This window comes from Flavobacterium luteolum, assembly GCF_027111275.1.
Lineage (GTDB): Bacteria > Bacteroidota > Bacteroidia > Flavobacteriales > Flavobacteriaceae > Flavobacterium > Flavobacterium luteolum.
In genome coordinates this window covers 3,673,413-3,685,242 of the sequence record NZ_CP114286.1, presented here as the reverse complement: position 1 = coordinate 3,685,242, position 11,830 = coordinate 3,673,413, and the positions used below count along the sequence as shown (strand labels likewise).

Below are 11,830 nucleotides of genomic sequence, written 5' to 3'. Positions count from 1 at the left end.
AATTATTTAACCTACCTTAAATATTTACGACCATTCAAACCTAAAGAAATTAGGTTTGAATTCCGAAAAACATACTATTACAAAAGAAAAAGCGAACGCCTAACAGCTACTACAACGGATTTGGGCAATTGGCTTAATGGAAATATGGTTTTGTATCCGAATGATTTAGCAAATCCGAGGAATGGGCTTAATTTAGTCCCAAACCCGCTGTAGTACCAAGACGTTGTGCGCAAATTTACCTAAAAACCAAAATTATGATACCAACAAGCATAATATTTCGAACAATTCATATTAGAAGAAATGGCTCAACAGGAACTGCATTTGTTCTTGATGTTGACAATAAACAATACTACATCACTGCTCGACACGTCATTGAAGGAGTTGTTACGGGAGATACGATTGAAATTAATTACCAAAAAACATGGAATAATCACAAAGTAATTATTATCGGACATTCACAACATTCAGACATTTCAGTGTTTGCAGTACCAACGGGAAAAGTTAGAGGTGAAACTTTAGAGGTGAGTTCTAACGATATTTATCATGGTCAAGATTTATATTTTTTAGGATTCCCATACGGACTGCAGTCTGATATAGCTAATTTAAACTCTGATTTTCCTATCCCTTTTATTAAGAAAGGTATACTTTCAAACTTTTTACTTGAAAACCCGCAAAAAATTTTATTTTTAGATGGATTAAATAATCCAGGATTTTCTGGTGGACCTGTTGTTTACTTTCATCAGCAGACACAAACGTTTAAACTTGCAGGAATAATTTCTGGTTATCGTTTTGAAATTACAAATGCTATGCATCAAAACCAAGATATTGATATTCAAATAAAAACAAATACAGGAATTATTATTTCATATGGAATCGAAGCAGCACTTGAATTAATCTACAATAACCCAATCGGTGCAGACATATAAAATCTGCGCACAACACACGCTACAAGCAAGCTGGGCATTTGGCTAAATTTAAAGATGGTTTTGTATTTGGAAAATAATTTTTAACCGAAAGTTTAGGCTTTCTTAATCCCAGCCTGCATGTAGCGCGGGGACGTTATGCGCAACCGTTTAGTAACAGAAACTAATATGAAAGAAAAACAAGTTTGCTACAATTGTGGAAATCTAATTGAAGAGAAAGAAATTACTAAAGAGCATATACCCGCAAAAAATCTATTCGAAGGTTACGATGATAAATACAAAACAAACAGAATAACAGTTTATGCTTGTTTAAAATGTAATAATGAATATAGTCCAACTGATGAAGATTTTAGAAATATGATTGGAGCTATAGCAAAACGCAAAGAAAATAATCAAATTGCAAATAAAGCTAAACGTTCACTTTTAAGAAAAGACCCTGAAAAAGAATCTTTTAGCCTTGACAAATTCGGAAAAATAAGTGGAATAACTCTAAATGAAATAACTATTGAAGATTACCATAAAAAAAACTTTAAAGGATTGTTCAATTTTCAATATGGAAAAGTATTCGATGATAATGAGTATGATATTTATGTAAATATAGACGAAGATGATTGGACTACTCCAACAATGGGAATTCTTGGCTATTTGAAAGAGCTATTTAATAGGCAAGTTTCAGGACACGAAGATATATTAAATTATACTGTTCAACCATTCCGACTTGGAATTACTAATCCTGAAAAACAAGATTTAGTACCTGAAGAAAACGAAAATATTTATGTTGGATATTTTGATTATGTAAAAGAACACGCGTCATTGGTTATAGCTGTTAGAAAAAAATATTTGGAAGAAATTAAAAAAAGAAGAAGTGGCAGCGCATAACAGCCACTACAACGGATTTGGGCATTGGGCTTAATGGAAAGATGGTTTTGTATTTGGGACGATTTGGCAAATCCGAAAATAGGGCTAATTTAACCCCAAACCCGCTGTAGTGCCAAGACGTTATAGCCAATTTTAGAAACAAAATGCTTTACAACAATGTATAATGAATGGTTAGAAACTAAAAAACAATTCAGAGCTGGTCTAATCGCTTCATCGATTATTGTCTTTGCCTTGCTAATATGGCCCGGAAATAAAATCGACACTTCACAAGAGGAATTTATTAAAGAGACAGTTATTCTCGATTCGAAACCAAGCTTTGAGGAAGAACGTCACGGAAAAAGTGGGACTGAATATTTCGTAAAACTAAATTTTAAAGATTATAGTCAAGAATTTCGAATTACTGGAATTGACTATAACTTTTTGAAATACGAAGATTTTCTAAAAATTAATCCAGGAGACACATTAGAAATAGCAAGAACTACTAATGAAATTCATTCATTAGTAAAAAATGGTGTTGACTATCTTAACTATACGAAAGCCGAAACTAATCGTGGATTAAGTATCTTTTTTTTGGGTTATTTATTTATCCCAATGATTCCACTTTGTATTATCGTTCAGTTTTTCAAAAAAAGGCCACATTATAGGTTTAACAATGAGTCACACGCTATTCCCTTTGATATCATTGCAATTGTAATTTTTATAACTACCATCATTGTGCTGTGCTACATTATGCCCGAGTTCCAAGTGATTACAAGTGGTGAGTTTTACAAATAATCTATATCAAAAAACTGGCTATAACAGCCACTACAACGGATTTGGGCAATTGGCTTAAGGGAAAAATAGTTTTGTATTTGGATGATTTGGCAAATCCGAAAATAGGCCTTAATTTAGTCCCAAACCCGCTGTAGTGCCAGAACGTTATAGGGCATTTTGAAAAAGAATCAACAACAATAGATATGGGAACTTGGGGAACCGCAATAAAAGACAATGATACATTCGCAGACATTTATGGCGAATTCTTTGAACTTTACAACGAAGGTGAAAGCCCACAAAATATTTCTAAAAAACTGCTTGCCGAAAACCAAGAACTAATAACTGAGTCCGAAAGTGGTAATGATTTTTGGTTTGCTTTAGCTTTAGCTCAATGGGAGACAAAATCTCTTGAAAATAACGTTTTTTCAACTGTAGAAGATATTATTGTAACCGGTAAGGACCTACAAAACTGGAAAGAACTTGATGCAGATGAGAACGATATCAAAAAAAGAAAAGTTATCCTTGAAAAATTTCTTGAAAAACTAAAAACTGAAAAACCTAAAGCTAAAGGTAGAAAAAGGCAAAAATATATTAAACCTCTTTATGAAACAGGTGACTGTATTTGCTTCAAACTAATAAATGGTAATTACGGAGGTGCTTTAGTGTTATCGACCAATACAGATCCAAAATATGGACTTAATTTAATCGCTTCGACTACCATGAATCAATCTTCAAAGCCAACAATAAAAGATTTTGAAAATGCCAACGTCTTAATTTGCAACTTTAAAAATTGGAATGACCAACCCAAAATTACATGGTACTTTCCTCCTTTGCCCAAAAATGACCATCCTTCATTTGAACTTATCGGAAAAACACAAATAGAAATCCCATACGATAGCAAAGAATATAGTTCCAAAAAATATCCTTTTCATCCAACATTTTCAGGAGGCTGGCATTTAATTATAGAAGCTGTAAATATGCAGATCGAGCATGAAAAAAATAATTCTCTTCCTAAAAATAAACTAACAATCGCTCAAGTGGCGAAAAAAAAGAAATGGTGGAAAATATTCTGAGCATAAAAAAACGCCCTATAACAGCTACTACAACGGATTTGGGTAATTGGCTTAATGGAAAGATGGTTTTGTATTTGTATGATTTGGCAAATCCGAAGAATGGGCTTAATTTAGTCCCAAACCCGCTGTAGTAGCGGGACGAACGTTAGTGGTCAGCTTAAAAAAGAAAAACGAAAAATTATGATGCATAAAATTGAAATTCCATCCAGCAAACTTAAACTTATTTTAATGCTGATTGGGGCATCTATTTTTATCGTAGGCAGTTATTATCAATTTCAATACCCCGAACGATTTATTTCGCCTAGATTTAGAAGTGTTGAGTTTATTAAAGCAATAGGATTATTAATGCTTGTTTTTTGTAGCTCAGCTTGGATTTATATTCCAATAAAATTATTTGACAAAAAGCCAGGGTTGATACTGGATGAAAATGGAATTTATGACAATTCTAGTGCCGTAAGTGTTGGATTGATATTATGGAAAGACATTGAATCAATTCGGGTCGAAAAAATAAAATCGACAAAAATGTTAATAGTAAATATCCATAATCCTGAAAAATATATTGACCGCTCAAATAGATTTAAAAAAGTGCTTCTAAATTTAAATACAAAATTATACGGAACCCCCTTAACGATTGGGTTGGCAGGATTAAAATATAATCGCAAAAGGCTCGAAAAATTAATTATTCAAAATTATGAGCTTTATAAAGAAAAGCCGAACCACTAACAGCTACTACAACGGATTTGGGCAATAGGCTTAATGGAAAGTTGGTTTTGTATTTGGGATGATTTGGCAAATCCGAAGAATGGGATTAATTTAATCCCAAACCCGCTGTAGTACCAGAACGTTGGCAGAGATTTTAAAAACCGAAAAAAACCTCATATATGAAGATAAAAAAAGTAACTCTAATATTAATCTTAATAATAATTTCAAGTTGTCAGAATAACCAAAAAGATAAGTTTGACGAAGGAATATATTGTCTTAAATCTTATTTAGATAAAGATAATTTCGAAAATAGATATATTGATTACTTTCTTGTAAAAGTCACTAAAGATAAAATAATAAGCTATGGAACTGTAAATACTTGGGGACATATTTCAAAGCGTAATTTTGAATCTGAAAAAAAGTCAAAAATTAATGATTCGATAATATTACGAACAACTCAAATAGGGTTTGGACCTGATAGTTTTACAACGCAAAAATTTATTAAACTAAAAAATTGCGATAAAATAGTTGACGAAAACGGCATAAATAGAGAAGAATTTGTAAAATACTTGAATAGAAGTCTAATTACAGGAAATTACAAATTTGGAAATAGAAACATAGAATTTACGGAAGATGGTAAAATAAAAAATTTAGATAGTTTAAAAACATTTTCAGTTAATCCAAGGTTTGGAACTTGTTGGTGGTATGATTATAGAACTATTGAAATTAACAAAGAAATATGGAAGTTTGAATTCACAAAAAAAAATCTAATTCTTACGAAATATTTAAAACGTGATGAAGAAGAATTAGGAAAATTAAGCAACATAAAAATAGTTCTTAACCGGTAAAAAAAACCTCTGCCAACAGCTTCTACAACGGATTTGGGTAATAGGCTTAATGGAAAGATGGTTTTGTATTTGGATGATTTGGCAAATCCGAAGAATGGGCTTAATTTAGTCCCAAACCCGCTGTAGTGCCAGAACGTTAGGAGAGATTGCTCCGTGGACGAACAACAGATGAATTTAATAAGGATTTTAGAAACGGAAAAAACTAAAAACATCTAAAGCAAGCTGACCAAAATTGAGCGCAAAAAATGTTGCGGACAAACAAAACGTAAACCGCTTTTTGGACAACCGAAAGCGGATTTTTTTTGTCTCTTTTTTTGAAATTTAACAGAAGTTTGAAATTCAAATGCTGAAACTAATTGGACGGAAAATTAGAAGGCGGAAAACTTGCTAAAATTGGAATCGAAAATCGGAACGGCAAATCGTTCGTGCTTCTCGTCCGTGTCGCAACCTCTCCTAACATACGCTACAAGCGATTTGGGCAATTGGCTTAATTTGAAAATGGTTTTGTATTTGTGAGAATTTGGCTAATCCGAAAATTAACGTTACTTTAGTCCCAAACCGCGTGTAGCGCGAGAACGTTGTATGCTATTTTGATCAAAAATGTGCTAAAAATTAATAAGATGTTTTCAAAAAAAGTTTTATTTATAATTTGTCTTTTCTCGTTAATGAGTTGTGGATACATCAGAATACCCAAAAACGAATATGGAGAACCTGTTCTGAAAGAAAAAGTCAAATACACTTTTTTAGATATGCCAACTGAAACTGACTTAAAAAAAATAGATACATCCGCATACTATGTTCAAATTTTTGAAGGACGATATTATAATAATGGAGAAAAAGAAAATCCTCAAATTTTAAAATTCCATAACGATGGCTTTTTTAAGAAGTTTATGCTAATTGGTATAGATAAAAATGTTCATCGAAATAAAAATTCTATTTATTACGGTGGAAAATATAAAATAAAAGAGAATATCATACAACTCGAGCAGTTTTATCCGTCAACAGGTGGTGCAACTAATTACTATATCAGAAATGTACGAAAAGGAAAAATCGATGGAAACAAAATAATCTTTAACAGCAAAAATTCTTTACTTACAATTTTTGAAAAGAAACAAAGTCTAAATTAAAAAACAGCTCACAACAGCTACTACAACGGATTTGGGGAATTGGCTTAATGGAAAGATGGTTTTATATTTGGGATGATTTGTTTCGCCTGTTCAGTGGCAAATCCGAAGAATGGACTTAATTTAGTCCCAAACACGCTGTAGTGTCAGAACGTTAGTCTCAAACTTAAGCGAAGAACTCAAAACGACAAATGACAGAGAATATTGAAATTATACAGACAACTGAACTAAACGAACAAGCAAAAAAGCAAGTGCTTGACTTATGGAATAGCGAATATCCTGAAAAACTTTCATACAATAGTTTGACTGAATTTGACAATTATCTGCAAAACTTAAGTAACCTTAAGCATTTTTTGTTGACAAGTGACATAGGCTTAATTTTGGGGTGGGCTTTGACATTTGACAGAGATAATGAGAAGTGGTTTGCTATCATTTTATCAGAAAAAATAAAAGGAAATGGATTAGGACGAAAAATGCTAGACAAAATTAAAAATACTGAATTAGTATTAAATGGCTGGGTAATAGACCATAACAATGACAAGAAAAAAAATGGACAAGAATATATTTCGCCATTGAAATTTTATGAGAAATGTGGTTTTAGAATTTTAAGAGATGTAAGACTTGAACTTGATAAAATTTCAGCAGTAAAAATAAAATGGCAAAAATAAACCAATAAAGTCTGTAACTAACATTAGTACAACAGATTTGGGCAATATGCTTAATGGAAAGATGGTTTTGTATCTGGAATGATTTGCTTCCCCTGTTCACTATAGCTCAGGTGGCAAAACCGATAATAGCCTTAATTTAGTCTCAAAGCCACTGTAGTAGTAGGATGTTACCAATAATATGAAAAAACTAACTCTAATATTCGTAATTATTTTTTCAAACGTAGCGTTTGGAAATAAAATAGATGAACTCAAAACAGATAAAGACGTTGAGGATTTTATCAAAACTGTAGCTCCTGAATTTGTTAAGAAAGTATGGAAAGATTTTGATTATGGAAATTTTAGAATCGTTTCAACAGACAGTATTTATACAAATTTAAAATGTCAGAAGATTTTCAATCAATCTGACATAAATAATTGGAAAAAAGTAGACATTAACAACGATGGACTAACTGATTTGCTTTTCATTCCGCATTACTATGGATATTCACAATATGCTATAATTGATCAAGGCAGTAATAATTTTAAACTAACTAGATTTATTATAGATTTTTCTATTTGCGAATATGTGAAACCAATTAAAGTTAAAGATAAAAATGAATTACAAATTCGAAAAGTAAATTTACCTTTTGATTTTGATGATAACATTGAGAAATATATCAAGATAGATACTTTAACATATAAGTTTAATTCTTTTATTGAACTTAACGACAAAGTCATCATTGATAATAAAATTAAATCTATAGAAGTTAAAACGGATTATTGCTTTGGAACCTGTCCAGTTTTTAAACTTACAATTAATAAAAATGGTCTAGCTGAGTTTGATGGTATAGAATTTACTAAGTTTAGAGGAAAATCAATAAAGCAATTTGACCCAAAAAATGTTGCCGAAATATTTGACTTATTAAATTATATAGAAATTAAGAAATTAAAAGATTACTACGAAGTTAATTATACTGATGCTTCAACAGCAACTCTTGACATAACTTTTGAAGATGGATCAATTAAGAAAATAAAGGATTACGGGTTAAGTGGTACTTATGGATTAAGTGCTCTGTATTCAAAACTAACCAAATTAGCAACAGAAACTGAATGGAAATAAAATACTGCCGGTAACAGCTACTACAGCGCATTTGGGCAATTACCTTAACAGGAAAATGTTTTTATATTTGGAATGATTTGCTTCATCTGTTCACTATCGCTCGGGTGGCAAATCTGAAGAATGGGCTTAATTTAGTCTCAAATCTAATGTAGCACCTAAGCTTTTGCCTTAATACAAAGTAGAAATGAGTAAAATAAAGATTATAATTACTTCTCTCCTTATTTGCTTTATTATGCAAGCACAGGAAAAATCAGAAGCTGAAAATTTTGTCATTGCCTTTTTTAAAAAAGAAAAAATAGATAAAATCACCTATACCGAAAACATACCACCTTCCCATTTAGAATATATAAAAGATGCTTTAAAAGCAACCACTCTTCAAATTCGGGATACAAGATTTGCAAAAAATATTGATGAAATGCCAAATAGTATACTATTCACAAGTAAAGAGATGGATTATGTATATAAAGAAATTGAAGACAACAATAAAACAGGTTGGGCAAAGGGAAAACTTGAGAATTCTGAATTTATTGCTAGTGAAAAAAGTGAAAAATATTATGGAATTTATAGTTTTTCGAAACCTGTATTTTTAAGAAATAATACACTTTGCATATTTTACTCTGAAGGTAATGAAAGTGGAATGCTTGCTACATACATAAAAATCAATGACGAGTGGAAATATTATTCAGGCTTTTTCGCATGGGTAAATTAAGTACTACTGCTAACAGCAACTATAACAAATTTGGGCAATTGACTTAATGGGATAATGTTTTTATATTTGGGAAGATTTGCTTCGCCTGATCACTATCGCTCGTGTCACAAATCCGACGAATAGCCTTAATTTAGTCCAAAACCAGCTCTAGTACTAGAGCGTTGATAGTAATTTTGATTCAAAAACTATGACAAATTCATTTAATCAAGATATAATAACCAAAATTGATGTTTTAAAAAATAGCATTAACTCTTCAGTTGAGGAAATTGAATTAATCGAAACTTATATAAAACTTAGCGAAATAGGTGAGAAATTTGAATTAAATGAAATAACAAATTTTTTAATTCAAAAGTACATAACTGAAAAAAATGAGAATGTAAAAAGCATAATTCATAGCTTGATACGAAAACAGACAAAAAACGAAAATACTGAAGTAAAATCTTTACTCTTAATTTTACAGAAATATAAAAAAAGTAATATTGTAGAATCTATCATAGAATTATTGCATAATTCGAAAAATTCTGAAATCGAAAATGCCCTAATTAATATTTTAGAAAGCAATCATAGTGACTGGATTTATAAAAGAGTAAATACTTGCTTACATACTTCTGGCACCAGAAAATCAATTCCTCATCTAGTAAAGAAAATTAATCATAAAAGCAATGATGTTGCTACCTCTTCATTAATAACAATTATTCGTCTTGCAGATGAACGCGAATCGGAATTATTTATTAATGAATTAACTAATGGAAAAATTAAAGATACTGCTATGGAAGGAGTTTGTCTATATTCTGGAATTGAAGCCGTAGACAATGTAATAGAAAGATTAAAAAAGAAAACGAATCGTAAAAGAGAAACTGATTGTTCAACTTATTTTTATTTAGGAAATGAAAATGAAACTACAATTGGATTAAAATTTCTAAATAAATTTAAAGAAGATAGGAAGGATATAGAAACTTTTTTTACGTTTTTGCTAGAAAAAAGAATCGACAAACTCTTCGATTATGAAATTGATACTTTAAAAGAACTTATAAAAACACCAAGTACTGAGATTACATTGAAAAAAAGAATATAGCATCAAAAAAAAACTACCGCCAATAGCTACTACAACAGATTTGGGCAATAGGACTAATGGGAATTTCCTAAAATCATTTCCAAAAAAGGAATGCCTATCTTTGCATCGAAATCAAAAAAAAATGAAAGCAGAAAACAATTCCCAAAAAGACAATTTACATCCAAGAAATCTTCATCGAAACCGATATGATTTTGAACTTCTCATTTCAAATTGTCCCGAATTAAAAGCTTTTGTTTCCATTAATAAACACGGAATAGAAACCATTGATTTCAGTAATCCGCTTGCAGTAAAAACATTAAACAAAGCTTTACTTAAAACGTATTACAACATTCAAAACTGGGATATTCCTAAAGATTATCTTTGCCCGCCAATTCCAGGACGTGCCGATTATATTCATTATATAGCCGATTTATTGGCCGAAAGCAATAATAATCAAATTCCAGAAACCAGCACTGTTTTAGGATTAGATATCGGTACAGGTTCGAATTTAATCTATCCGATATTAGGAAACTCAATTTACAATTGGAGTTTTGTTGGAACAGATATTGACAAAAAATCAATTGAAAATTGCGCTAAAATTATTGAAACCAATCCCGAATTAATTGATTCTATCAGCTTGCAGCAGCAAACTGAACCTCGATTCATTTTTAAAAATATTATCACGCCCGAAGATCGTTTTACATTCACGATGTGCAATCCGCCTTTTCATGCATCTGCCGAAGAAGCTCATAAAAGCACTTCTAGAAAAGTTTCTAATTTAAATCCGAAAGAAAAAAGAAATACAAATCCAGTTTTAAATTTTGGCGGACAAAATGCAGAATTGTGGTGCAACGGTGGCGAAATCGGATTTATCACGCAAATGATTTACGAAAGCGCTAAATATCCATCGCAAGTTTTGTGGTTTACTACTCTAGTTTCTAAAAAAGAAAATCTTTCATCGATTTACAAAATCTTGAAAAAAGTAAACGCCGTTTCTGTCAAAACAATCGAAATGTCGCAAGGGCAAAAAAATAGCCGAATTGTAGCTTGGAGTTTCCTAAATGACACTGAGCACAACTCTTGGAAATTTTAAGGTTTTCAAAACCAATCGTATGATTTTGTTTTGTAACTTCGATAAAATTAAGTAATTATGAACACTCTTGAACTTAAAAATATTTTAATTTCTGAAATTGAAAAAATTGATGACGATCAGTTTTTATCTGCTTTAAAAACAATTTTAGATAGTCGTAAAACTCCTGTCAATTATTCTGAAAGATATAATGAAGATTTAAAAGTTGCTGAAGAAGATATTCAAAGTGGTAATTTCTATTCTCATAATGAAATGAAGGATCAAATTGAACAATGGAAAAAGAAATAATTTGGTCTAAAGCCGCTAAAATTCAGCTTGAAAAAATATACTTTCATATATTTAAAGAATCTAAAAGTAAAAATATCCCAAACAAAGTAATTGATACTATTTATAATTCTGTAACAATTTTAAAAACAAATTGGGAAATTTACGAATTGGATGAAATGAAAATTCCAAACAATGGAAGTTATCGCGCATATGAAATTTATAGTTATCGAATATCTTATAAAATAACTTTCAATGAGATTCATATTTTGAGAATTCGTCACACAAGTCGTAATCCAAAAAAACTATAATCTTTTTTCTACTTAAATAACTCATTTCCAAAACAAAACCTTGATTTTATAATTAGCTTTTGCTACATTTATTGTAAACTATTTAAAATCAAGATTATGGCAGAATATATTGGTTATCTCGCATCTGTATTTATTGTTGGAGGTTTTTTGCTGAAAAATCTCCGAGCAATCCGATTTATTAATATGTTTGGCTGTATCTGTTTTGTCATTTATGGCATCTTTTTAAACGACTATAGAGATTTTAACCAATGGCTTTGGCCCGTAATAATTCCCAACGCTATTTTGGCGTTTGTACAGATTTATTATCTGACTTCCAAAAACGATAAATCTTAA

General features: G+C 30.8%; 15 protein-coding genes. All 15 read left to right on the top strand.

Going from position 1 to position 11,830, the window contains the following annotated elements; translation table 11 throughout:
• Nucleotides 1-254: 254 nt before the first annotated feature.
• The 15 genes from OZP10_RS15700 (at nucleotide 255) to OZP10_RS15630 (ending at nucleotide 11,830) form a co-directional block, all read left to right on the top strand.
• Entirely contained in the window at nucleotides 255-926 is a 672-nt protein-coding gene (locus OZP10_RS15700; protein WP_281631724.1) for a S1 family peptidase, read from the top strand.
• A gap of 165 nt (nucleotides 927-1,091) precedes the next feature.
• Entirely contained in the window at nucleotides 1,092-1,802 is a 711-nt protein-coding gene (locus tag OZP10_RS15695; protein ID WP_281631723.1) for a hypothetical protein, read from the top strand.
• 156 nt (nucleotides 1,803-1,958) lie between these two features.
• The gene (locus OZP10_RS15690) at nucleotides 1,959-2,576 is read left to right on the top strand and encodes a hypothetical protein (RefSeq protein ID WP_281631722.1); all 618 of its coding nucleotides are present in this window, start codon (nucleotides 1,959-1,961) and stop codon (nucleotides 2,574-2,576) included.
• A gap of 182 nt (nucleotides 2,577-2,758) precedes the next feature.
• On the top strand, nucleotides 2,759-3,628 hold the full coding sequence (locus OZP10_RS15685) for a hypothetical protein (RefSeq protein ID WP_281631721.1): 870 nt from the start codon (nucleotides 2,759-2,761) through the stop codon (nucleotides 3,626-3,628).
• Nucleotides 3,629-3,808: 180 nt separating this feature from the next.
• Complete coding sequence (locus OZP10_RS15680) at nucleotides 3,809-4,351, top strand: STM3941 family protein (RefSeq protein ID WP_281631720.1); 543 nt, start codon at nucleotides 3,809-3,811, stop codon at nucleotides 4,349-4,351.
• Nucleotides 4,352-4,509: 158 nt separating this feature from the next.
• Nucleotides 4,510-5,178, top strand: coding sequence for a hypothetical protein (locus OZP10_RS15675; RefSeq protein WP_281631719.1), 669 nt, complete (start codon nucleotides 4,510-4,512; stop codon nucleotides 5,176-5,178).
• 620 nt (nucleotides 5,179-5,798) lie between these two features.
• Nucleotides 5,799-6,305 carry a hypothetical protein gene (locus OZP10_RS15670; RefSeq protein WP_281631718.1) on the top strand — a complete coding sequence of 169 codons (507 nt, stop codon included), beginning with the start codon at nucleotides 5,799-5,801 and terminating at the stop codon, nucleotides 6,303-6,305.
• Between the two features lie 188 nt (nucleotides 6,306-6,493).
• Nucleotides 6,494-6,970, top strand: a complete 477-nt coding sequence (locus OZP10_RS15665; protein ID WP_281631717.1) for a GNAT family N-acetyltransferase — start codon at nucleotides 6,494-6,496, stop codon at nucleotides 6,968-6,970.
• 178 nt (nucleotides 6,971-7,148) lie between these two features.
• The gene (locus tag OZP10_RS15660; protein ID WP_281631716.1) at nucleotides 7,149-8,069 is read left to right on the top strand and encodes a DUF6438 domain-containing protein; all 921 of its coding nucleotides are present in this window, start codon (nucleotides 7,149-7,151) and stop codon (nucleotides 8,067-8,069) included.
• Nucleotides 8,070-8,253: 184 nt separating this feature from the next.
• The gene (locus tag OZP10_RS15655) at nucleotides 8,254-8,778 is read left to right on the top strand and encodes a hypothetical protein (protein ID WP_281631715.1); all 525 of its coding nucleotides are present in this window, start codon (nucleotides 8,254-8,256) and stop codon (nucleotides 8,776-8,778) included.
• 187 nt (nucleotides 8,779-8,965) lie between these two features.
• Nucleotides 8,966-9,853, top strand: coding sequence for a hypothetical protein (locus OZP10_RS15650; protein WP_281631714.1), 888 nt, complete (start codon nucleotides 8,966-8,968; stop codon nucleotides 9,851-9,853).
• A gap of 121 nt (nucleotides 9,854-9,974) precedes the next feature.
• Nucleotides 9,975-10,925 carry a 23S rRNA (adenine(1618)-N(6))-methyltransferase RlmF gene (gene rlmF, locus OZP10_RS15645; RefSeq protein ID WP_281631713.1) on the top strand — a complete coding sequence of 317 codons (951 nt, stop codon included), beginning with the start codon at nucleotides 9,975-9,977 and terminating at the stop codon, nucleotides 10,923-10,925.
• Between the two features lie 57 nt (nucleotides 10,926-10,982).
• Nucleotides 10,983-11,210: a hypothetical protein gene (locus tag OZP10_RS15640; protein ID WP_177210480.1), complete on the top strand. Its 228-nt coding sequence runs from the start codon at nucleotides 10,983-10,985 to the stop codon at nucleotides 11,208-11,210.
• Nucleotides 11,195-11,497 carry a type II toxin-antitoxin system RelE/ParE family toxin gene (locus OZP10_RS15635; protein ID WP_281631712.1) on the top strand — a complete coding sequence of 101 codons (303 nt, stop codon included), beginning with the start codon at nucleotides 11,195-11,197 and terminating at the stop codon, nucleotides 11,495-11,497. The genes OZP10_RS15640 and OZP10_RS15635 overlap by 16 nt, the downstream gene beginning before the upstream one ends.
• Before the next feature lie 96 nt (nucleotides 11,498-11,593).
• Nucleotides 11,594-11,830 (top strand): uroporphyrinogen decarboxylase, encoded by a 237-nt coding sequence (locus tag OZP10_RS15630; RefSeq protein ID WP_111365373.1) that lies wholly within the window; start codon nucleotides 11,594-11,596, stop codon nucleotides 11,828-11,830.

Bases quoted from the DNA above. Each gene is read 5' to 3' on its own strand.
- rlmF (WP_281631713.1), top strand. From the start codon at position 9,975: ATGAAAGCAGAAAACAATTCCCAAAAAGACAATTTACATCCAAGAAAT.
- OZP10_RS15650 (WP_281631714.1), top strand. From the start codon at position 8,966: ATGACAAATTCATTTAATCAAGATATAATAACCAAAATTGATGTTTTA.
- OZP10_RS15635 (WP_281631712.1), top strand. From the start codon at position 11,195: ATGGAAAAAGAAATAATTTGGTCTAAAGCCGCTAAAATTCAGCTTGAA.
- OZP10_RS15685 (WP_281631721.1), top strand. From the start codon at position 2,759: ATGGGAACTTGGGGAACCGCAATAAAAGACAATGATACATTCGCAGAC.
- OZP10_RS15630 (WP_111365373.1), top strand. From the start codon at position 11,594: ATGGCAGAATATATTGGTTATCTCGCATCTGTATTTATTGTTGGAGGT.
- OZP10_RS15660 (WP_281631716.1), top strand. From the start codon at position 7,149: ATGAAAAAACTAACTCTAATATTCGTAATTATTTTTTCAAACGTAGCG.
- OZP10_RS15695 (WP_281631723.1), top strand. From the start codon at position 1,092: ATGAAAGAAAAACAAGTTTGCTACAATTGTGGAAATCTAATTGAAGAG.
- OZP10_RS15640 (WP_177210480.1), top strand. From the start codon at position 10,983: ATGAACACTCTTGAACTTAAAAATATTTTAATTTCTGAAATTGAAAAA.
- OZP10_RS15680 (WP_281631720.1), top strand. From the start codon at position 3,809: ATGATGCATAAAATTGAAATTCCATCCAGCAAACTTAAACTTATTTTA.
- OZP10_RS15690 (WP_281631722.1), top strand. From the start codon at position 1,959: ATGTATAATGAATGGTTAGAAACTAAAAAACAATTCAGAGCTGGTCTA.
- OZP10_RS15670 (WP_281631718.1), top strand. From the start codon at position 5,799: ATGTTTTCAAAAAAAGTTTTATTTATAATTTGTCTTTTCTCGTTAATG.
- OZP10_RS15700 (WP_281631724.1), top strand. From the start codon at position 255: ATGATACCAACAAGCATAATATTTCGAACAATTCATATTAGAAGAAAT.
- OZP10_RS15665 (WP_281631717.1), top strand. From the start codon at position 6,494: ATGACAGAGAATATTGAAATTATACAGACAACTGAACTAAACGAACAA.
- OZP10_RS15655 (WP_281631715.1), top strand. From the start codon at position 8,254: ATGAGTAAAATAAAGATTATAATTACTTCTCTCCTTATTTGCTTTATT.
- OZP10_RS15675 (WP_281631719.1), top strand. From the start codon at position 4,510: ATGAAGATAAAAAAAGTAACTCTAATATTAATCTTAATAATAATTTCA.